Source organism: Bradyrhizobium genosp. SA-3, from assembly GCF_004212635.1.
In the GTDB taxonomy this organism is placed as follows: domain Bacteria; phylum Pseudomonadota; class Alphaproteobacteria; order Rhizobiales; family Xanthobacteraceae; genus Bradyrhizobium.
Window position 1 is genome coordinate 40,793 of the sequence record NZ_PSRT01000043.1, and the last position, 19,373, is coordinate 60,165.

The window sequence follows — 19,373 nt, forward strand, 5'->3', positions numbered from 1 at the left end:
AGTCCGGAGTTGTTATGTCTGAAGCGACTGCCCCAAAAATTCCCGTGACCGTACTGACCGGCTATCTCGGCGCCGGCAAGACCACGCTTTTGAACCGCATCCTGTCGGAAAACCACGGCAAGAAATACGCCGTCATCGTCAACGAATTCGGCGAGATCGGCATCGACAACGACCTCATCATCGGCGCCGACGAGGAAGTGTTCGAGATGAACAATGGCTGTATCTGCTGCACCGTGCGCGGCGACCTCGTGCGCATCATGGACGGCTTGATGAAGCGCAAGGGCAAGTTCGACGCCATCATCGTCGAGACCACCGGCCTTGCCGATCCGGCGCCGGTCGCCCAGACCTTCTTCGTCGACGAGGACGTGCAGAAGAACGCGCGGCTCGACGCGGTTGTAACTGTGGCGGACGCAAAGTGGTTGTCCGACCGGCTCAAGGACGCGCCCGAGGCCAAGAACCAGATCGCCTTTGCCGACGTCATCGTGCTGAACAAGACCGATCTGGTCAACAAGGGCGAGCTCGCCGAGGTCGAGGCCCGCATCCGCGGCATCAACCCCTATGCGAAGCTGCATCGCACCGAGCGCTGCTCGGTGGCGCTGGCCGACGTGCTCGATCGCGGCGCGTTCGACCTCGACCGCATCCTCGACATCGAGCCTGATTTCCTGGAGGCCGACGATCATGACCACGATCATGATCATCATCACCATGGCCACGACCATCACCACCACCATGATCACAGCCATGGCCTGAAGCACTATCACGACGAGGACATGCAATCGCTAGCGCTGAAAACCGACAAGCCGCTCGATCCCAACGTGTTCATGCCCTGGCTCCAGAACCTGGTGCAGATCGAGGGCGGCAAGATCCTGCGCTCCAAGGGCATCCTCGCCTTCCACGACGATGACGACCGCTACGTCTTCCAGGGTGTCCACATGATGCTGGAGGGCAACCATCAGCGGAAGTGGAAGGAGGGCGAGCCGCGCGAGAGCCGCCTCATCTTCATCGGCCGCGAATTGCCGGAAGAGGCCATCCGCAAAGGCTTCGAGAGCTGCATCGTCTTGTGATGAAAGAGTTTACGCCGGCTCCCGACTCCGCCTCGATCGTCTCCGTCACCGACCGCGTCAAGCCGGTCGCGCTCGGCATGGCCGTGACGTCAGTGCATTTCCTCGCCGATCGGGCCGCCTTCATCGGCGGCGAGGAGAACGTCGCGCTGGTCGATGCCAAGGGCGAGATCAGCACGGTCGCCGTGCACAGCGGCGGCATCCTCTCGACCGCCTCCGACGGCAAGCGCCTCGTCATGGGCGGTGACGACGGCAAGGTCGTGTCGCTCGACGCCAAGGGCGAGGTGACGCTGCTCGCCACCGATCCGAAGCGGCGCTGGATCGACGCGGTGGCGCTGCATCCAGATGGCGCCTTCGCCTGGTCGGCCGGCAAGACGGCGACCGTCAAAAGCGGCAAGAACGAGGAGAAGTCGATCGAGGTGCCCTCGACCGTCGGCGGCCTTGCCTTCGCACCAAAAGGCCTGCGGCTTGCGATCGCGCATTACAACGGCGCGACGCTGTGGTTTCCGAATATGGAAGGATCGGCCGAATTCCTGCCCTGGGCCGGCTCGCATCTCGGCGTCACTTTCAGCCCGGACAACAAGTTCCTGGTCACTGCGATGCACGAGGCGGCGCTGCACGGCTGGCGGCTCGCCGACAACAGGCACATGCGCATGACCGGCTATCCCGGCCGCGTCCGCTCGATGTCCTGGAGCGCCGGCGGCAAGGCGCTGGCGACCTCGGGTGCCGACACCGTGATCCTGTGGCCGTTCGCCGGCAAGGACGGTCCGATGGGCAAGGAGCCCGCGATGCTCGCGCCGCTGCAAGCGCGCGTGGCGGTGGTGGCCTGCCACCCCAAGAACGATATCCTCGCCGCCGGCTACAGCGATGGCACCGTGCTGATGGTGCGGCTGGAGGACGGCGCGGAAATCCTGGTCCGCCGCAACGGCACCCCGCCCGTGGCCGCGCTCGCCTGGAACGCCAAGGGCACGCTGCTGGCGTTCGCGGATGAAAATGGGGATGGCGGCCTACTGGAGCTTTAATCTGTCACGGTTCCCGCCGTATAGGGGGCCATGCGGTTTCTGACGACCTTCCAGCTTGCCGATTTTGCGGACACGCTGATCAGCCTGTTTACGGCCTTCGTGCTGGGGACGCTGATCGGCGCCGAGCGACAGTACCGCCAGCGCACGGCGGGCCTGCGTACCAACGTGCTGGTCGCGGTCGGCGCCGCCGCCTTTGTCGATCTCGCCATGCATCTGACCGGCGCCGACGGCGCGGTGCGGGTGATCTCCTACGTCGTCTCCGGCATCGGCTTCCTCGGCGCCGGTGTCATCATGAAGCAGGGCATGGATGTGCGCGGGCTCAATACGGCGGCCACGCTGTGGGCCTCCGCCGCGGTCGGCTCCTGTGCCGGCGCCGACATGGTGGCGCAAGCCGCCGCGCTGACCGTGTTCGTCATCGCCGGAAACACGCTGCTGCGCCCGCTGGTCAATGCCATCAACCGCATTCCACTGAATGAGCGGGCGTTGGAAGCGACCTACTACTTCAAGCTGGCGGTCGCGGCCGACGCGCTGCCTGACATGCGCGACCGCCTCGTCGAGAGGCTGGAGGCCGCGAAATATTCGGTCGCCGATATCGATGTGGTCGAGATCGGGGACGACATCCTGGAGATCGTCGCAAAGCTGGTTGCGACCGCGGTCGATCCGAACGAGCTGAACGCAGTGGCGACGGATCTCCAGCACCTTCCGGGCGTGCGCCACGCCACCTGGGAAGTCAGCACCACGGATTGAGCGCGGCGTTCTGGCGCGCAGGCGTGCGGTTCCCGCCCGGCCAGGCGCGGAACCCGCGTGCGGCCATTTCGTTGATCCCACGGACAAATGCGGTGATCGACATGACAGGCAATGACAAGCGCAGACTGAAGCTCGACCTGATGATCGCCTGCTCGCTGTTCGCAGCGGGCGTCGTGGTGTCGGGCCTGTCGCTGGCGCAGATTCGCGCCGAGAGCCGGATGCAGATGGCGCAGGCAACGCCACCGCTCCAGGGCGCTCCGTCCGACGATCAGGGTAAGACACCCGCGGAGTCCAAGCCGGGCGGTGATCGCCCGACCACGCCGGCCCCCGAGCCCGCACGGCCCGATCCTCAGACGCAGGGTGCTGCGGGTGCCGCCAAGCCGGCGCTGCCGCCGGCTCCAGCGGAGAAGGTCGCGCCGCCGATTGAGAAGAAGTAGGAGCCAGCCCCACACACCCGGTGTCATTGCCCGCGAAGGCGGGCAATCCAGTATTCCAGAGACCGTGCGTGGATACGGAGAAGCCGCGGCGTACTGGAGGCCCCGGCCAAGCCGGGGCATGACGGCGGTGTGGGGAGCCAGCACCCATCGTCATTCCGGGGCGCGCGAAGCGCGAGCCCGGAATCCATTTGCCCGCAGGCTCTGCGCCCGATGGATTCCGGGTTCGACGCTGCGCGTCGCCCCGGAATGACCAGTCGAGAGGGCCGCCCTCACCGCACCAGAATATTCCGGAACTGCCAGGGATCGCTCGTATCGATATCTTCCGGGAACAGTCCCGGGCGATCCGTCAGCGGCGTCCAGTCGGTGTAGAAGCCCTTCACCGGACCGAGATAGGGCAGCTGGATTTCCAAGAGACGGTCGAAATCCATCTCGTCGGCTTCGACGATGCCTTCGTTCGGGTTCTCCAGCGCCCACACCATGCCGCCGAGCACGGCGGAGGTCACTTGCAGGCCGGTGGCGTTCTGGAAGGGCGCGAGCTTGCGGGTTTCTTCGATGGAGAGCTGCGAGCCGTACCAGTAGGCATTGTTGTCGTGGCCGAACAGCAGCACGCCGAGCTCGTCGATTCCATCGACGATTTCGTTCTCATCGAGGATGTGGTGCTTTTCCTGCATCTTCGCCGCGCGGCCGAACATTTCATGCAGCGACAGCACGGCATCGTCGGCCGGATGATAGGCATAGTGACAGGTCGGCCGGTAGATCGCCGTGCCCGATGCGTCACGCACCGTGAAGTAATCGGAGATCGAGATCGACTCGTTGTGGGTAACGAGGAAGCCATATTGCGCGCCGCGGGTCGGGCACCAGGTGCGCACGCGCGTGTTGGCGCCGGGCTGCATCAGATAGATGGCGGCGCCGCAGCCGGCTTCGTGGGTCCGCGCATTCTCGGGCATCCATTTTTCGTGGGTGCCCCAACCGAGTTCTGAGGGCTGCACGCCTTCCGACAGGAAGCCTTCCACCGACCAAGTGTTGACGAAGACGTCGGGCTCTTTCGGCTTCCTGGAGCGCTGGGTGTCGCGTTCGGCGATGTGGATGCCCTTGACGCCGGCCTGCCGCATCAGGTCCGCCCATTCGGCTTTGGTCTTCGGCTTGGGGGCATTGAGCTTCAGATCAGCGGCGACGTTGAGCAGCGCCTGCTTGACGAAAAAAGAGACCATGCCGGGATTGGCGCCACAGCAGGACACGGCCGTCGTCGAGCCCTTAGGCCGCGCCTTCTTGGCGGCCAGCGTCACTTCGCGAAGGGCGTAGTTGGAGCGCGCTTCCGGGCCCTTCGAAGCGTCGAAATAGAAGCCGAGCCAGGGCTCGTTGACCGTGTCGATGTAGAGCGCGCCAAGCTCATTGCAGAGCTCCATGATGTCGGTGGAGCCGGTGTCGACCGAGAGATTGACGCAAAAGCCCTGGCCGCCGCCTTCGGCGAGCAGTGGGGTCAGCAAGTCCCGATAATTGTCCTTGGTCACGCCCTTCTGGATGAAGCGCACATTGTGCTTCTCGCAATGCGCCTTGCGGCCCTCGTCCTTGGGATCGATCACGGTGACGCGCGACTTGTCGTAATCGAGATGCCGCTCGATCAGCGGCAAGGTGCCTTTGCCGATGGAGCCGAAGCCGACCATGACGATGGGACCGGTGATCTTCGCGTAGATCTGCGAGGCGGGGCTCATGGGATGGTTTCTCCGGAACGTGCTGGCAGACAAGGGGTGAGGGGTGGATCAGGCGCTGCGGCGCTTGGCGGTGACTTCGATCTCGACCTTCATCTCGGGCTTGTAGAGTGCCGAGACGGCGAGAAGCGTTGCGGCCGGGCGGATGTCGCCGAGGACTTCGCCGCAGACGACGAAATGCGCGTCGGCATCTTTGATGTCGGTGAGGTAGTAGGTCACGCGGACGATGTCGGCCATTTCGAAACCGCCCTCCTTCAGGGCGGCTTCGATGGTCTTGAAGCAGTTGCGTGACTGGCTCGTGACATCGGCCGGCATTGTCATGGTCGTGTAGTCATAGCCCGTCGTTCCCGCGACGAAGGCGAACTCGCCGTCAATCACGGCGCGGCTGTAGCCGGCGGTCTTCTCGAACGGGGAGCCGGTGGAAATCAGGCGACGGGACATGCTCTCGGACCTCGACTGAAGGGAGATGTTTCGCGGGGTTAAAGGGCGTTTCTTGGGCCCGCGCAACCCCAAAGGAACAGGCATCAAGTCAGGCACGGCCGGGGATGGCCGCTGGATGCGGCTTCGGTCGTTGCCATCATGGCAATCCCTTAGGCCGCGTGCGCCTGGAGAGCGCGAACCGCCCTCCGTTTGGGCAGAGCCGCTCCGGTCGGAACGATCATCCCTTCGGCGCCGTCGAGCGCGCCTTCCGCAAACTCGATCGCCAGCAGCCGCTCGCGCTCGAACGGGCCGGGCAGCGACAGCGCGCCGGTCTTGGCGGCCGAGAAGCCGAAGCGGGCGTAATAGGGGGCATCGCCGAGCAGGATCACGGCACCATGCCCGCGCGCCCGGGCGGCGGCCAGCGCTTGATGCATCAGCGTGGCGCCGATCCCGAGCTCGCGGCAGGCAGGGTCGACCGCCAGCGGTCCGAGGACCAGAGCGGGCCTGCCTCCGGCGCTGACGTGCCACAGCCGCACGGTTCCCACGAGTCGTCCCTCGCGCACGGCCGACAGGGCAAGACCTGCGGCAGGCGCGCGTCCGTCGCGCAGGCGCTGGCAGGTCCGGCCATGGCGGTTCTCGCCAAAGCAGGCATCGAGCAGCGCTTCACGCATCGCGACGTCGCCAGCACGCTCGTTGCGGATCGCGAACGGAGCGGCTTTCGAGGTGAGGGCGATCTGTGGCTTCCGAGGAGCAGTCATGGCGCGTCAGTCCCCGCTTGAACCGACGTGCGAGAGGCACGCCGGTCCAAGACGTCGTCAGAAATCGAAAATGTGAGGGAAGAGCCGGCACGGCCGGCTCCCGGGTTCGTCAGGCCTCGAGAGAGAGGCGGATCAGATGTGGTACGTCTTCAGCGGCGGGATGCCGTTGAACGCCACCGACGAGTAGGTCGACGTATAGGCCCCGGTGCCTTCGATCAGCACCTTGTCGCCGATCTCGAGCGTGACAGGAAGCGGATACGGGGTCTTCTCGTACAGCACGTCGGCGCTGTCGCAGGTCGGCCCTGCGAGCACGCACGGCGTCATGTCCGCGCCGTCGTGACTGGTGCGGATGGCGTAGCGGATCGACTCGTCCATGGTCTCGGCGAGACCGCCGAACTTGCCGATGTCCAGGTACACCCAGCGCACTTCGTCCTCGTCGCTCTTCTTCGAGATGAGCACGACCTCGGATTCGATGATGCCGGCGTTGCCCACCATGCCGCGGCCCGGCTCGATGATGGTCTCCGGGATCTGGTTGCCGAAGTGCTTGCGCAGCGCGCGGAAGATCGACCGGCCGTAGGTCACGACCGGCGGCACGTCCTTCAGGTACTTGGTCGGGAAGCCGCCGCCCATGTTGACCATGGACAGGTTGATGCCGCGCTCGGCGCAGTCGCGGAACACCTGCGAGGCCATCGCCAGCGCACGGTCCCACGCCTTCACCTTGCGCTGCTGCGAGCCGACATGGAAGGAGATGCCGCACGGCTCCAGGCCCAGGCGCTTGGCGAGGTCGAGCACCTCGACCGCCATCTCCGGATCGCAGCCGAACTTGCGCGACAGCGGCCACTCGGCGCCGGCGCAGTCGTAAAGGATGCGGCAGAACACCTTCGCGCCGGGCGCGGCACGGGCGACCTTCTCGACCTCGGCGGCGCAATCCACCGCGAACAGCCGGATGCCGAGCGCGAAGGCGCGTGCGATGTCGCGCTCCTTCTTGATCGTGTTGCCGAAGGAGATGCGGTCGGGCGTCGCGCCCGCGGCCAGCGCCATCTCGATCTCGGCGACCGTCGCGGTGTCGAAGCAGGAGCCCATGGAGGCGAGAAGCGCCAGCACTTCCGGCGCCGGGTTCGCCTTGACGGCGTAGAACACGCGGCTGTCGGGCAGCGCCTTGGCGAAGCTCTGGTAATTGTCGCGCACGACCTCGAGGTCGACGACGAGGCACGGCTCGGTGTCGAGGCCATCCTTGCGGCGGTTGCGCAGGAATTCCTGGATACGTTCGGTCATAGCACTCTCCAAAGCGGCCCCAGCGACGGAGCTCGTTCAAAGTGGTTCTCGGACGAGGGTGCTACGCCGCTGCCGCACGATGGAGACGCGACAGGGCAAGACCCCTGGACCGAATTGTGCTGCCGTGGATTGGTTGGGAATTTTCCCGCCCGCTCACCTGGCAATGAAGGACAAGCCTTTTCAGTAGCCCGCGCCGGCGTTGGACTGCCGGTAGAGACCAAAAAAGCCCGATCCGTCGTTGCTTTAAGTCGCGTCCCCCGTTGAGAGCGGGGTGCGCCGGTTCGCCTCCGGCTGCCAGTCACGGTTGCAAAAAGTGAAGTCACCTTCGACATGGCATCTCTTGAGAGAGATGCTGGACGCTCCGGGTTTGCTTCATCTTCGGACCTTCAGGTCTTGCGACCTTCGGTCCTTTGACTTCCGCACTTCCGAAGAGCCCCTCGGCTTCTTCACCCCTTGGCGGCTGTCCGGCCTCTTGTCCGGATACCTACCGACTGACACACGACCACAGGCACGTGCGAAATTGGGCAAATCCGCACATAAGCGTTTTGACTCTGCTTCGCAAGAATTTTTTTAGGCTGAGAACAGAATTGCCTAACACCTGCTTGCGCAGTGTTGCGCGAGCGACGCGGAAGATGAACAGGCGTTAAGTTTTTCCGTGCAGCGCGCGCGTCTGTCGCGCGCGAGCGTCAGCGGCGCTTCGTGAACGGCTCGACGCGCTGAGCTCCGCGGATGAACGCGGTCATCACCAGCACGCCGAGTGTGAACAGCACGGCCTGAAGGATGTGCGCGCCCTGGTCGCCGAGCCCGAACAGGATCGCGAGCGCCCAGCCACCGGCAAACGCCGCGCCGAACACCTCCGCGCCGATCAGGATGGCGGCGCTGATGACGGTGATGACGCTCGGCCAGGCGATCTGGCGGGAAGAGGAGGCAGGCGCGTTCATGAGTTCAGGGATCCCGTGTCTTCGAGGGCCGCAATCTCCCTGAAAAGGCGGCCGGGAGCAAGGGCAAACGGCCCAAAAAAGCCCCATCGCGTGCTATAGCTGGCTGCAACAAATCGGCTCAAAAATCGGGACTTGTGATGTCAGAACTGCGCCAAACTACGGACGCCGAGACCAACCCGCTGCTGAGGGCCTGGGTGACGCCGTTCGCGACCCCGCCTTTCGACGAGATCAAGCCGGAGCACTTCCTCCCGGCCTACGAGCAGGCCTTCGCCGATCACTCCGCCGAGATCGCGGCGATCACCAACGATCCGGCCGCACCCGACTTCGCCAACACCATCACGGCACTGGAGCGCTCGGGCAAGCTCTTGAGCAAAGTCGCGGCGGTCTTCTACGACCTCGTCTCGGCGCATTCCAACCCGGCCATCCTGGAGATCGACAAGGAGGTCTCCTTGCGGATGGCACGGCACTGGAATCCGATCATGATGAACGCCGTGCTGTTTGGCCGCATCGCCCAGCTGCACGAGAACCGCGCCAATCTCGGTCTCACGCCCGAGCAGCTGCGCCTGTTGGAGCGCACCTACACGCGCTTCCACCGCTCCGGCGCCGGCCTCTCCGACGAGGCCAAGACGCGGATGGCGGAGATCAACGAGAGGCTCGCCCAGCTCGGCACCAGCTTCAGCCATCACCTGCTCGGCGACGAGCAGGACTGGGTCCTGGAGCTCGGGGAGGCCGACCGCCAGGGCCTGCCGGAGAGCTTCGTCGCCGGCGCCAAGGCTGCGGCAGAAGAGCGCGGCATGGAAGGCAAGGCCATCGTCACGCTGTCGCGCTCCTCGGTCGAACAGTTCCTGAAGAGCTCGGCGCGGCGCGACCTGCGCGAGAAGGTCTACAAGGCCTTCACCGCGCGGGGCGACAACGGCAACGCCAACGACAACAACGCGACCATCGTCGAGATCCTGAAGCTGCGCGAAGAGAGTGCCAAGCTCCTGGGCTACCCGACCTTCGCCGCCTATAGGCTCGAAGACTCCATGGCCAAGACGCCGGAAGCGGTGCGGGGCCTTTTGGAGCGGGTCTGGAAGCCGGCGAGGGCGCGCGCGCTCGCCGACCGCGACGACATGCAGGCGCTGATCGCGGAAGAGGGCGGCAATTTCAAGCTCGCCCCCTGGGATTGGCGCTTCTACGCCGAGAAGCTGCGCCTTCAGCGCGCCAACTTCGACGACGCCGCGATCAAGCCGTATCTTTCGCTCGACCACATGATCGCCGCCGCCTTTGACTGCGCCACGCGCCTGTTCGGCATCACCTTCGAGGAACGTAGGGACGTTCCGGTCTGGCATCCGGACGTCCGGGTCTGGGAGGTGAAGGGCAGGGACGGCAAGCACAAGGCGCTGTTCTATGGCGACTACTTCGCCCGGCCCTCGAAGCGCTCCGGCGCCTGGATGACCTCGCTGCGCGACCAGCAGAAGCTCGACGGCGACGTCGCGCCGCTGGTTCTCAACATCTGCAATTTTGCCAAGGGGGCCGGGGCCGAACCTTCGCTGCTGTCGCCCGACGACGCCCGCACCCTGTTCCACGAGTTCGGCCACGGCCTGCACGGCATGCTCTCCAACGTCACCTATCCCTCGCTGTCGGGCACCTCCGTGTTCACCGACTTCGTCGAGCTGCCATCCCAGCTCTACGAACATTGGCAGGAGCGCCCCGAGGTGCTGCAAAAGTTCGCCCGCCACTACCAGACCGGCGAGCCGTTGCCGGACGACCTCCTGCAACGCTTCCTCGCCGCGCGAAAATTCAACCAGGGTTTTGCCACGGTCGAGTTCGTCTCCTCGGCGCTGGTCGATCTCGAATTCCACACCCAGCCGGCTTCCGCCGCGCAGGATGTCCGCGCCTTCGAGAGACAAGAGCTGGAGAAGATCGGCATGCCCGAGGAAATCTCGCTACGTCATCGTCCCACGCAGTTCGGCCACATCTTCACCGGCGATCATTATGCCGCCGGCTACTACAGCTACATGTGGTCGGAGGTGATGGACGCCGACGCCTTCGGCGCGTTCGAGGAGGCCGGCGACATCTTCGATCCCGCGGTCGCCAAGCGCCTGCACGACGACATCTACGCCTCGGGCGGATCGGTCGATCCGGAAGCCGCCTATGAGGCCTTCCGCGGCCGCCCGCCGGAGCCGGACGCGCTGCTGCGCCGCCGCGGCCTGCTCGACGCCCCGAAGGCGGCCTGATGGGCATGCGCCGCCTGTTCGGCTTGCTGCTCACCGCGGGCCTCACGCTCGTGGCGGGTGCGGCGAGCGCGCATCCGCATGTCTGGATCACCGCGACCAGCGAGCTGCTCTACGCGCCGGATGGCAGCGTCACCGGCGTGCGCCACGCCTGGACATTCGACGACATGTTCTCGGCCTATGCGGTGCAGGGGCTCGAGAGCAAGACCAAGGGCGCCTATACGCGCGAGGAGCTCGGGCCGCTGGCGCAGACCAATGTCGAGTCGCTCAAGGAATACGCCTACTTCACCTTTGCGCGAGCCGACGGCAAGAAGGAGCGATTCCAGGAGCCGGTCGACTATTTCCTCGACTACAAGGATACGGTGCTGACCCTCCACTTCACGCTGCCGCTGAAGAACCCGGTCAAGTCCAAGCAGCTGGTGCTCGAAGTGTTCGACCGCTCCTTCTTCATCGACTTCCAGATGGCCAAGGACAATCCGGTGAAGCTGGTGGGTGCGCCCGCGGGCTGCCAGATGAAGCTGGAGCGGCCGAACGACGGCACCGCGAGTGCGCAGAAGCTTAACGAGCAGACCTTCCTGAATGGCGAGAATTCGAATTTCGGCATGATGTTCGCCAACAAGATCACGGTGGATTGCCCTTGAAACCGCAACTCTCCCGGTTCGCGCGCGGGCTTCTCACCTGCGCCGCCGCTCTACTGGTCGTGTCCGTGGCCGACGCCGCGCTCCACGATCTTCTCGCGCAAAACCCGTTCGGCGCGCCGCGCACCTCGCCGGCGGCGGACCCTGAGGCAAGCGGCTTGATCGGCTGGCTGCTGGCAAAGCAATCGGAATTCTATCGCCAGATGTCGGCGACCATCCGCGCCGCGAAGTCCGACGGCTCGGCGGTGTGGACGTTGCTGTTCATCTCGTTTGCCTATGGCATCTTCCACGCCGCCGGCCCCGGCCATGGCAAGGCGGTGATCGCCTCGTATCTCGTCGCCAACCGCGAAACCGCGCGGCGCGGCATTGTGCTGTCGTTTGCCTCCGCGCTGATGCAGTCGCTGGTGGCGATCCTGATCGTCGGCATCTCGGCCTGGCTGCTGAATGCGACGGCCAAGACCATGTGCAAGGCGGAAGGCGCGATCGAGATCGCGAGCTATGGACTGATTGCGCTGTTCGGCCTGAGGCTGGTCTGGGTCAAGGGCGGTGCGTTCATCCGCGCGCTCCAGGCCACGCACCCGGTGCCGGCGATCGCCGGCGTGCCGCACGACCACCATGATCACGATCATCACCATCATCATGATGCCCACGACCATCATGGCCACGATCATCATCACCACGATCACAGTCACGCCCATGCACATCACCACCACGGGCACGACCACGTCCATGACGAGCATTGCGGCCATTCCCATGGCCCCACCCCCAGCGAGCTCGCCGGCCCCGGCGGCTGGCGGCGCGGGTTCGCCGCGATCCTGACCGTCGGCATCCGCCCCTGCTCGGGCGCGATCCTGGTGCTGGTGTTCGCGCTGGCGCAGGGCCTGTTCTGGGCCGGCATCGCCGCGACTTTCCTGATGGGATTGGGCACCGCGATCACGGTCGCGGCCATTGCGATCATCGCCGTCTCCGCCAAGGACATCGCCGCCCGCCTCAGCGCCGGGCGCGACGGCGGCGGCGCCCTGTTCATGCGCGGCATCGAATTCGGCGCCGCGGGCCTGGTATTGCTGTTCGGCGTCGGGCTGCTGTTCGGCTACATTGCCGCCGAACGGACGACGTGTTTTTGAAGGTGAACTCTCGTGCCCCGGACGCAGCGCAGCGTCTCTTCGACGGTGCGCTGCTGAGCCGGGGCCCATCTCTCCCTATGGTAGTGTGTCGCCTTCTGGGTCCCGGCTCTGCGGAGCAGCGCAAGGGCGCTGCTCCGCGTCCGGGACACGGCAGCGAGGATGAGAGTCACACCGGCAGAAACCGCTTCAAGGCCGGCATGAAGAAGATCCCGAGATTGATCGCAAAGCCGATGCTCCAGAGGATCGAGCGCAGCGTCGGCCGGTTGCCGAGATAGGTCAGCACATAGGCGACCCGCACGATCAGGAACAGCGCCGCGAGCTCGTCAATCAGCCGCTGCGGCGAGTCCCTGTATTCGGCGAGCAGCACCGCGAAGGCGAAGAAGGGGAAGGTCTCGATGCCGTTCTGGTGCGCACCGAGCGCACGCTGCGCGATGGCATCCTCATAGAAGGCGGGGTCGCGCGGCCGGGAATTGTCGAACGTGCGAAACCTGATCCATTTGATCGAGGCGATCGTCGAGAGATAAAGCAGCAGCGCTCCCAGGACGCACCATTCCGCGAGTGTCATCTTCCCTCCCGTGGGTAGCGACCCTAGCGAAACCGGCCTCATCTTGACAAGTTCGGACCAACGCGCGAGGCACAGAACCATGACCAGCGTCGTCCCCGTCGAAAGCGCGAAACCGGCCGCCCAAACCGCTCTGCCGCGCGTCGGCGTGCTCCTGATCAATCTCGGCACGCCCGACACGGCCGATGCGCCCGCCGTGCGGGTCTATCTGAAGGAGTTCCTCTCGGATGCCCGCGTCATCGAGGACCAGGGCCTGGTCTGGAAGCTGGTGCTGAACGGGATCATCCTGCGCAGCCGTCCCCGCACCAAGGCGCTGGACTACCGCAAGATCTGGAACAATGAGCGCAACGAGTCACCGCTGAAGACCATCACGCGCTCGCAAGCTGACAAGCTCGCGGTCGCGCTGTCGGATCGCGGTCATGTGGTCGTGGACTGGGCGATGCGCTACGGCAATCCTTCGATCAAGGCGGGCATCGACGCGCTGATCGCGCAGGGCTGCGAGCGCATCCTCGCCGTGCCGCTCTATCCGCAATATTCCGCCTCGACCTCGGCGACCGTCTGCGACGAGGTCTTCCGCGTGCTCGCCTGTTTGCGCAACCAGCCGACGCTGCGGGTCACGCCGCCTTATTACGAGGACGCGGCCTATATCGAGGCGCTCGCGACCTCGATCGAGACGCATCTGGCGAGCCTGCCGTTCAAGCCGGAGCTGATCGTCGCCTCCTTCCACGGCATGCCCAAATCCTATGTCGACAAGGGCGATCCCTATCAGCAGCACTGCATCGCCACGACGGAGGCACTGCGCCGCCGGCTCGGCATGGACGAGACAAAGCTGCTGCTGACCTTCCAGTCTCGTTTCGGCAATGACGAGTGGCTTCAGCCGTATACGGACAAGACCATGGAGCGCCTGGCGAAAGACGGCGTACGCCGCATCGCGGTGGTGACGCCGGGCTTTTCCGCCGACTGCCTGGAGACGCTGGAGGAAATCGCGCAGGAGAACGCCGAGATCTTCAAACACAATGGCGGCGAGCAGTTTTCCGCGATCCCCTGTCTCAACGACAGCGAGCCTGGCATGGACGTGATCCGCGCTCTCGTGCTGCGCGAGCTTCAGGGCTGGATTTGATGGTGTGCCCCATGAATCGCCGCGAGCTCCTGGCGCTTCTTGGGATGATCGCGGCGCTGCCGGCCTCAGTGCGGGCGCAGCAGCCGAATGCGACGCGCCGGCTCGGCGTGCTCTCCGTCACGGCCGCTGAGGATGCGATCGGGCAGGCGCGCAGCACCATCCTGGTCGAGGCGCTCGCCGGCCATGGCTGGAAAGAGCGCGATAATCTGCGGATCGACTGGCGCAGCGGCGGCGGTGACCGGGCGCGGATCGCGCGCCTTGCGGACGAGCTGGTCGCACTCAAGCCCGACATCCTGCTCGCGGTCGGCACGCCCTCGGTGGAGGAGCTGCGCCAGCGCACCGCGACGATCCCGATCGTGTTCGCCGTCGTCACCGATCCCGTCAGCCAGGGTTTTGTCAAAAACCTCGCGCATCCCGGCGGCAACGTCACCGGCTTCACAGATTACGACGGCCCGCTCGCCGGCAAATGGCTGGAGATGCTGACGCAGGTCACGCCGCCCGTCCGCCGCGTCTTCGTCGTCTACAACCCCGCCACCGCGCCGTTCGCGCCCCTGATGCTGCGCACCATCGAAGAGGCGGCGCGGACACTTCACGTGATCATCGAGCCCGCGCCGGTGAACGACGCGGCCTCCATCGCCGCACTGGCCTCGCGGAAGGACGGCGGCCTCTTGGTCCTGCCGGACTTCTTCACCATGGCCAACCGCGTAGATCTGCTTGCGGCGATCGCGGAGGCGGGCGTGCCCGCGGTGTTCTGGAGCCGCACCTTCGTCGAGGAGGGCGGGCTGATGTCTTACAGCACCGACAGCACCGAGCAGCTGCGCCGCGCCGCCTCCTACATCGATCGTATCCTCAAGGGAGCGCAGGCGGCCGATCTGCCGGTCCAGAATCCCACCAAGTTCGAGCTGACGATCAATCTGAAGACGGCCAAAGCGCTTGGCGTCACGCTTCCCGCAGGCCTGCTCGCAATCGCGGACGACGTCATCGAATGATGCGTCCGCGGCGGATAGCATGGCGGGATTCGTTAATATTTGTCGGTAGGTCTGCGCCGCTCGCTTTCAAGAGCCTTCCGCAAATACATATCGTGAGCATTCCCTCTCCGCGCGTCTTGTGCAGAATCACGCCGGTACCGACGTTATGCGCGACCGCTGAACCGGTGGGGTCGCGATCCCGACCAATGACAGCGCGGGAAAGGGCTTTTTCCTGCCTTGGAGGACATATGAGCGGTTTCGACATTTTCGCGATTGTTCTGGTTTTGCTCGTCATCGTCACGCTGGTGGCCGGCGTGAAGACGGTGCCGCAGGGCTATGACTGGACGATCGAGCGGTTCGGCAAATACACCCAGACCTTGAGCCCCGGGCTCAATCTGATCGTGCCCTATTTCGACCGCGTCGGGCGCAAGATCAACATGATGGAGCAGGTGATCGACATTCCCGAGCAGGAGGTGATCACCAAGGACAACGCCACGGTGACGGTGGACGGCGTCGCCTTCTACCAGGTGTTCGATGCCGCCAAGGCGAGCTACGAAGTCGCCAACCTCAACCAAGCGATCACGGTGCTGACCATGACCAACATCCGCTCGGTGATGGGCTCGATGGACCTCGACCAGGTGCTGTCGCATCGCGACGAGATCAACGAGCGCCTGCTCCGCGTCGTCGATGCCGCTGTCTCGCCCTGGGGCGTCAAGGTCAACCGCATCGAGATCAAGGACATCGTGCCGCCGGCCGATCTCGTCGAAGCCATGGGCCGGCAGATGAAGGCCGAGCGCGTCAAGCGCGCCGACATTCTCGCCGCCGAAGGCCAGCGCCAATCGGAAATCCTGCGCGCCGAGGGTGCCAAGCAGGGCCAGATCCTGCAGGCCGAAGGCAGGCGCGAGGCCGCCTTCCGCGATGCCGAGGCGCGCGAGCGTCTGGCCGAAGCCGAGGCCAAGGCGACGCAGGCGGTGTCGGAAGCCATCTCCAAGGGCGACGTCGCCGCGTTGAACTATTTCATCGCCGACAAATATATCAAGGCGTTCGGCCAGTTCGCGGAGGCGCCGAACCAGAAGATCATCATGCTGCCGATGGAAGCCACCAGCATGCTGGGCTCGCTCGCCGGCATCGGCGAGATCGCCAAGGCAACGTTCGGCGAAAGCGCGGCGTCTGCGGCCGCCGCCGCTCGCCGTCCCGGCTCAGTGCCGCCGACCGGCAGCACGCCGCCGGCGGTGCCGCCGCGGCAGGGGTAAAGCGCATGCCCCGGAAAAGTGGACACCGGTTTTCCGACAAGGGCATGCGCCAAATCAATATAAAGAGGTCGTGTCATGACCGACATGTTCGTATCGCTCGGCAGCTGGAACTGGCTGATCTTCGGCTTCATCCTGATGGGACTGGAGGTGCTGGCGCCCGGCGTGTTTCTGTTTTGGCTCGGGCTCGCCGCGCTGCTGGTCGGGCTGATCTCGTTCACGGTTGCCGTATCCTGGCAGATCCAGCTCGTGATGTTCGCGGTCTTCGCCGCCGCTGCCGTGCCGGTGTGGCGCCGACTCGCGCGGCCGAAGCGTGACGCAAGCACGAGCCCGTTCCTGAACAAGCGCACCGAGGCGCTGCTCGGGCGCGAGTTCACGCTGGAGAAGCCGATCATTGACGGCTCAGGCACCGTGCGTATCGGTGACACGGTGTGGCGCGTGGCTGGCCCCGATACGCCGGCAGGCACACGGGTGAAGGTGGTGCAGGTGGATGGCGCGAATTTGACCGTCGCTGCGGCGTGACTCTTCGCCTCTCCCCGCTTGCGGGGAGAGGCCGGATTGCATCGCAGATGCAATCCGGGTGAGGGGGAGCCTCCGCGAGTCTCACTGTTTCCGTCCGCGCGGAGGCTCCCCCTCTCCCCGCAAGCGGGGAGTGGGAGAAGAGCCCTTCCACCTCTCCGCAAACTTGTGCAGCGGCATGAAAGTTTCGCACAATTCTCGCCCCAGCGGCGTCAGCCCATAGCCTCCGGCCTCGCCCAGCTCCACGAATCCCGCCTCGCGCAGCTCACTCAGCCGCGCCTGCAGCACCGTCGGCGAAGCTTCGTCGCAGGCGGTGCGCAAGCCGCGGGAGGTGAGGGGGCCGCCGCGTAATTCCCATAGGATCCGCAGGCTCCAGCGCCGCCCCAGGAGGTCGAGCAGCGCCATGATCGGTCGTCCCGTGCGCGAACCGCGCACGCTGCGTAGTCTGGAACTGGCCGGTTTCGCCATCGTCGCCTCTTGCGTCATGCTACAGATAATGTAGCGTATTGCTACGATAATTGTAGCAAGGGAGACGGCCCATGTCCCAGCCGATGCCGCGTCTCGCGCCGCTTGATCCGCCTTATCCCCCGGAGATCCAGCCGCAATTCGACCGCATCATGCGTGGCGCCCCGCCGCTGCTGCTGTTCCGCGTGATGGCAGGCCACCGCCGTGCCTGGGACAAGTTTCGCGCCGGCGGCCTGCTCGATCCCGGCCCGCTCTCGCTGCGCCACCGCGAGATCGTCATCGACCGCACCTGCGCGCTGAACCAATGCGAGTACGAATGGGGCGTGCATGTCGCGATCTTTGCCGGGCCTGCCCGGCTCACCGAGGAGGAGGTTCGCGCAACCGTGCTTGGCGATGCGACATCGCCGTGCTGGTCGCTGGGCGAGCAGGCGCTGATCGCGGCCGTCGACGCGCTGCATCACCGTGCGACGTTGGATGACGCCGAGTTTGCCGCGCTATCCGCGCATTATGATGAGGCGCAGATCCTGGAGATCATGCTGTTGTGCGGCTTCTACCGCACGGTGTCGTATCTGGCGAACGGCTTGAGGCTGCCGTTGGAGGAGAACGCGGCGCGGTTTCCGGCGCTCTAACCGCCGTCATTGCGAGGAGCTCGCGACAAAATTGCGTAGCAATTTTGCGCTGATGCGACGAAGCAATCCAGAATCTTTCCGCGGAGGGATCCTGGATTGCTTCGCTGCGCTCGCAATGACGAGTGGAGAGAGTGTGCGCCCTACGCCACGCCCGCCCGCAACAGATCGTGCAGATGCACGATGCCGACCACCTTGTCGGCCTCGGTCACGACCAGCGTGGTGATCTTGCGCGTGTTCAGCACCTCGATCATCTCGGTCGCGAGCATCGAGGGCGGCACCGTCTTCGGCTCCCTCGTCATGACCTCGTCGACCGTCGCGGTCAGCAGGTCGGGGCGCATGTGGCGGCGCAGGTCGCCGTCGGTGATGATGCCTGCGATGGCGCCGGCGTCGTCGATGATGCAGACGCAGCCCAGTCCCTTGGCCGACATCTCGACCACGGCATCCGACATCTTGGTGCCGAGCGGCTTGACCGGAATTTCCGCGCCCGTGCGCATGTAGTCGCGGACGAATTTCAGCATCGCCCCCAGCTTGCCGCCGGGGTGGAAATGCGCGAACTCCAGCGCGGTGAAGCCGCGGCCTTCGAGCAGGGCGATCGCGATGGCATCGCCGATCGCGGCCTGCATCAGCGTCGAAGTAGTCGGCGCCAGATTGTGCGGGCAGGCCTCGCGCGCCTTCGGCAGCTCGATCACGATGTCGGCGGCTTGTCCCAGCGAGGACGCCGCACTCGACGTCACAGCGATCATGGGGATCGCAAAACGCGCCGAATAATTCACGAGGTTCTTCATCTCCGGCTGCTCGCCGGACCAGGACAGCGCCATGATGACGTCGTCGGGCGTGATCATGCCGAGATCGCCATGGCCGGCTTCGGCCGTGTGCACGAAGAAGGCGGGCGTGCCGGTCGAGGCCAGCGTCGCCGCGATCTTGCGGCCCATATGGCCTGACTTGCCAAGCCCGGTGACGATGACGCGGCCCTTGGCGTTGCGGATCAGGTCGACCGCTCTCGCAAATGTCGCACCCAGTGGGCCGCGCAGGGCGGCGGCAAGCGCGTTGATGCCGCCGCTCTCGGTCTCGAGCGTGCGGAGCGCGGATTCGACGCTATCAGGGATGGAGCCGGATGATGCGGTCATCAGCGGTTTCGAACTCGGCATGTTCAGGTCCAGGGAGGAGGGGCGTTCGCCCGTTGGCGCCTGCTTAGCACGCCGCGGCCGTGGAGGCGACGCGGCCCCCGAACCCTCAACGGGTCATTAACCATAATTGTTTTAACTCCATTAACGATGGTTCCCGCCAACCGATGGGAGGCCGTCGTGAAAGTGTTTGATTTCGTTGGAGTTCTTCCATCGTGGGGTCGTCTCCAGGCATCGGCCGGAGCAAACGCGCGCATTTCCTGCGCGCCGCTTTGCCGTGCCTCGTGCTGACGGCCCTCGAGAGCGCGCCGGCGGGCGCCCAGAGCCTCACGCCTGACCTGTTCAATCCCAACCGCGGCGGCTTCGCCTCGCCCGAGACGCTGCCGAC

20 protein-coding genes and 1 pseudogene are annotated in these 19,373 nt (G+C 65.2%); 13 read left to right on the forward strand and 8 right to left on the reverse strand.

The window, feature by feature from the left end; genetic code table 11:
• The first annotated feature begins 14 nt into the window (after positions 1–14).
• From CWO91_RS17035 to CWO91_RS43015, 4 genes are all read left to right on the forward strand, one after another.
• A complete protein-coding gene (locus tag CWO91_RS17035) occupies positions 15–1,064 on the forward strand; it encodes a CobW family GTP-binding protein (protein WP_130214586.1) in 1,050 nt (349 codons plus the stop codon).
• Positions 1,064–2,083 carry a WD40 repeat domain-containing protein gene (locus CWO91_RS17040; RefSeq protein WP_165405508.1) on the forward strand — a complete coding sequence of 340 codons (1,020 nt, stop codon included), beginning with the start codon at positions 1,064–1,066 and terminating at the stop codon, positions 2,081–2,083. The genes CWO91_RS17035 and CWO91_RS17040 overlap by 1 nt, the downstream gene beginning before the upstream one ends.
• A gap of 30 nt (positions 2,084–2,113) precedes the next feature.
• Complete coding sequence (locus CWO91_RS17045) at positions 2,114–2,830, forward strand: MgtC/SapB family protein (RefSeq protein WP_130214590.1); 717 nt, start codon at positions 2,114–2,116, stop codon at positions 2,828–2,830.
• A gap of 101 nt (positions 2,831–2,931) precedes the next feature.
• Positions 2,932–3,267: a hypothetical protein gene (locus tag CWO91_RS43015; protein ID WP_165405510.1), complete on the forward strand. Its 336-nt coding sequence runs from the start codon at positions 2,932–2,934 to the stop codon at positions 3,265–3,267.
• Between the two features lie 269 nt (positions 3,268–3,536).
• On the opposite strand, the gene CWO91_RS17050 is transcribed toward CWO91_RS43015, so the two are convergent.
• The 5 genes from CWO91_RS17050 to CWO91_RS17075 all read right to left on the reverse strand — a co-directional run bounded on the left by CWO91_RS17050 (position 3,537) and on the right by CWO91_RS17075 (position 8,370).
• Entirely contained in the window at positions 3,537–4,979 is a 1,443-nt protein-coding gene (locus tag CWO91_RS17050; protein WP_130214592.1) for a homospermidine synthase, read from the reverse strand.
• A gap of 48 nt (positions 4,980–5,027) precedes the next feature.
• A complete protein-coding gene (locus tag CWO91_RS17055; protein WP_130214594.1) occupies positions 5,028–5,417 on the reverse strand; it encodes a RidA family protein in 390 nt (129 codons plus the stop codon).
• A gap of 149 nt (positions 5,418–5,566) precedes the next feature.
• Positions 5,567–6,154, reverse strand: coding sequence for a GNAT family N-acetyltransferase (locus tag CWO91_RS17060; protein ID WP_130214596.1), 588 nt, complete (start codon positions 6,152–6,154; stop codon positions 5,567–5,569).
• A gap of 132 nt (positions 6,155–6,286) precedes the next feature.
• Positions 6,287–7,429, reverse strand: a complete 1,143-nt coding sequence (locus tag CWO91_RS17065) for a type III PLP-dependent enzyme (RefSeq protein WP_130214598.1) — start codon at positions 7,427–7,429, stop codon at positions 6,287–6,289.
• 686 nt (positions 7,430–8,115) lie between these two features.
• Positions 8,116–8,370: a hypothetical protein gene (locus tag CWO91_RS17075; protein WP_091892120.1), complete on the reverse strand. Its 255-nt coding sequence runs from the start codon at positions 8,368–8,370 to the stop codon at positions 8,116–8,118.
• A gap of 137 nt (positions 8,371–8,507) precedes the next feature.
• Here CWO91_RS17075 and CWO91_RS17080 point away from each other — a divergent pair, with 137 nt between their 5' ends.
• The 3 genes from CWO91_RS17080 to CWO91_RS17090 are packed head-to-tail and all read left to right on the forward strand — an operon-like array spanning position 8,508 to position 12,348.
• On the forward strand, positions 8,508–10,589 hold the full coding sequence (locus CWO91_RS17080) for a M3 family metallopeptidase (protein WP_130214600.1): 2,082 nt from the start codon (positions 8,508–8,510) through the stop codon (positions 10,587–10,589).
• A complete protein-coding gene (locus tag CWO91_RS17085; RefSeq protein ID WP_130214602.1) occupies positions 10,589–11,227 on the forward strand; it encodes a DUF1007 family protein in 639 nt (212 codons plus the stop codon). Before CWO91_RS17080 ends, CWO91_RS17085 begins: the two co-directional genes overlap by 1 nt.
• A complete protein-coding gene (locus tag CWO91_RS17090; RefSeq protein ID WP_208753038.1) occupies positions 11,224–12,348 on the forward strand; it encodes a nickel/cobalt transporter in 1,125 nt (374 codons plus the stop codon). The genes CWO91_RS17085 and CWO91_RS17090 overlap by 4 nt, the downstream gene beginning before the upstream one ends.
• A 166-nt stretch (positions 12,349–12,514) precedes the next feature.
• Here the strand turns inward: CWO91_RS17090 and CWO91_RS17100 are convergent, their stop codons facing one another.
• Complete coding sequence (locus CWO91_RS17100; RefSeq protein ID WP_130214606.1) at positions 12,515–12,913, reverse strand: MAPEG family protein; 399 nt, start codon at positions 12,911–12,913, stop codon at positions 12,515–12,517.
• Positions 12,914–12,992: 79 nt separating this feature from the next.
• Here CWO91_RS17100 and hemH point away from each other — a divergent pair, with 79 nt between their 5' ends.
• The 4 genes from hemH (at position 12,993) to CWO91_RS17120 (ending at position 16,770) form a co-directional block, all read left to right on the forward strand.
• Complete coding sequence (gene hemH / locus CWO91_RS17105) at positions 12,993–14,030, forward strand: ferrochelatase (RefSeq protein ID WP_130214608.1); 1,038 nt, start codon at positions 12,993–12,995, stop codon at positions 14,028–14,030.
• Positions 14,031–14,041: 11 nt separating this feature from the next.
• A complete protein-coding gene (locus CWO91_RS17110) occupies positions 14,042–15,019 on the forward strand; it encodes an ABC transporter substrate-binding protein (protein WP_130214610.1) in 978 nt (325 codons plus the stop codon).
• Positions 15,020–15,246: 227 nt separating this feature from the next.
• Positions 15,247–16,251, forward strand: coding sequence for an SPFH domain-containing protein (locus CWO91_RS17115; protein ID WP_130214612.1), 1,005 nt, complete (start codon positions 15,247–15,249; stop codon positions 16,249–16,251).
• Positions 16,252–16,326: 75 nt separating this feature from the next.
• Entirely contained in the window at positions 16,327–16,770 is a 444-nt protein-coding gene (locus CWO91_RS17120) for an NfeD family protein (protein ID WP_130214614.1), read from the forward strand.
• 81 nt (positions 16,771–16,851) lie between these two features.
• Here CWO91_RS17120 and CWO91_RS17125 read toward each other — a convergent pair whose 3' ends face one another.
• Positions 16,852–17,235 (reverse strand): winged helix-turn-helix transcriptional regulator, encoded by a 384-nt coding sequence (locus CWO91_RS17125; protein WP_130214616.1) that lies wholly within the window; start codon positions 17,233–17,235, stop codon positions 16,852–16,854.
• Positions 17,236–17,306: 71 nt separating this feature from the next.
• Here CWO91_RS17125 and CWO91_RS17130 point away from each other — a divergent pair, with 71 nt between their 5' ends.
• A complete protein-coding gene (locus tag CWO91_RS17130; RefSeq protein WP_130214618.1) occupies positions 17,307–17,861 on the forward strand; it encodes a carboxymuconolactone decarboxylase family protein in 555 nt (184 codons plus the stop codon).
• A 140-nt stretch (positions 17,862–18,001) separates the two neighbouring features.
• Here the strand turns inward: CWO91_RS17130 and CWO91_RS17135 are convergent, their stop codons facing one another.
• Positions 18,002–19,009 carry a KpsF/GutQ family sugar-phosphate isomerase gene (locus CWO91_RS17135; RefSeq protein ID WP_165405509.1) on the reverse strand — a complete coding sequence of 336 codons (1,008 nt, stop codon included), beginning with the start codon at positions 19,007–19,009 and terminating at the stop codon, positions 18,002–18,004.
• Between the two features lie 191 nt (positions 19,010–19,200).
• On the opposite strand from CWO91_RS17135, the pseudogene CWO91_RS45455 reads away from it, so the two are divergent.
• Positions 19,201–19,373 (forward strand): annotated as a pseudogene (locus CWO91_RS45455) (outer membrane beta-barrel protein); the annotation flags it as partial.

Coding starts and splice junctions, on each gene's coding strand:
- CWO91_RS17120 (WP_130214614.1), top strand. CDS start 16,327: ATGACCGACATGTTCGTATCGCTCGGCAGCTGGAACTGGCTGATCTTC.
- CWO91_RS17045 (WP_130214590.1), top strand. CDS start 2,114: ATGCGGTTTCTGACGACCTTCCAGCTTGCCGATTTTGCGGACACGCTG.
- CWO91_RS17130 (WP_130214618.1), top strand. CDS start 17,307: ATGTCCCAGCCGATGCCGCGTCTCGCGCCGCTTGATCCGCCTTATCCC.
- CWO91_RS17125 (WP_130214616.1), bottom strand. CDS start 17,235: ATGGCGAAACCGGCCAGTTCCAGACTACGCAGCGTGCGCGGTTCGCGC.
- CWO91_RS17100 (WP_130214606.1), bottom strand. CDS start 12,913: ATGACACTCGCGGAATGGTGCGTCCTGGGAGCGCTGCTGCTTTATCTC.
- CWO91_RS17110 (WP_130214610.1), top strand. CDS start 14,042: ATGAATCGCCGCGAGCTCCTGGCGCTTCTTGGGATGATCGCGGCGCTG.
- CWO91_RS17040 (WP_165405508.1), top strand. CDS start 1,064: ATGAAAGAGTTTACGCCGGCTCCCGACTCCGCCTCGATCGTCTCCGTC.
- CWO91_RS17060 (WP_130214596.1), bottom strand. CDS start 6,154: ATGACTGCTCCTCGGAAGCCACAGATCGCCCTCACCTCGAAAGCCGCT.
- CWO91_RS17135 (WP_165405509.1), bottom strand. CDS start 19,009: ATGCCGAGTTCGAAACCGCTGATGACCGCATCATCCGGCTCCATCCCT.
- hemH (WP_130214608.1), top strand. CDS start 12,993: ATGACCAGCGTCGTCCCCGTCGAAAGCGCGAAACCGGCCGCCCAAACC.
- CWO91_RS43015 (WP_165405510.1), top strand. CDS start 2,932: ATGACAGGCAATGACAAGCGCAGACTGAAGCTCGACCTGATGATCGCC.
- CWO91_RS17035 (WP_130214586.1), top strand. CDS start 15: ATGTCTGAAGCGACTGCCCCAAAAATTCCCGTGACCGTACTGACCGGC.
- CWO91_RS17065 (WP_130214598.1), bottom strand. CDS start 7,429: ATGACCGAACGTATCCAGGAATTCCTGCGCAACCGCCGCAAGGATGGC.
- CWO91_RS17115 (WP_130214612.1), top strand. CDS start 15,247: ATGAGCGGTTTCGACATTTTCGCGATTGTTCTGGTTTTGCTCGTCATC.
- CWO91_RS17075 (WP_091892120.1), bottom strand. CDS start 8,370: ATGAACGCGCCTGCCTCCTCTTCCCGCCAGATCGCCTGGCCGAGCGTC.
- CWO91_RS17080 (WP_130214600.1), top strand. CDS start 8,508: ATGTCAGAACTGCGCCAAACTACGGACGCCGAGACCAACCCGCTGCTG.
- CWO91_RS17085 (WP_130214602.1), top strand. CDS start 10,589: ATGGGCATGCGCCGCCTGTTCGGCTTGCTGCTCACCGCGGGCCTCACG.
- CWO91_RS17055 (WP_130214594.1), bottom strand. CDS start 5,417: ATGTCCCGTCGCCTGATTTCCACCGGCTCCCCGTTCGAGAAGACCGCC.
- CWO91_RS17050 (WP_130214592.1), bottom strand. CDS start 4,979: ATGAGCCCCGCCTCGCAGATCTACGCGAAGATCACCGGTCCCATCGTC.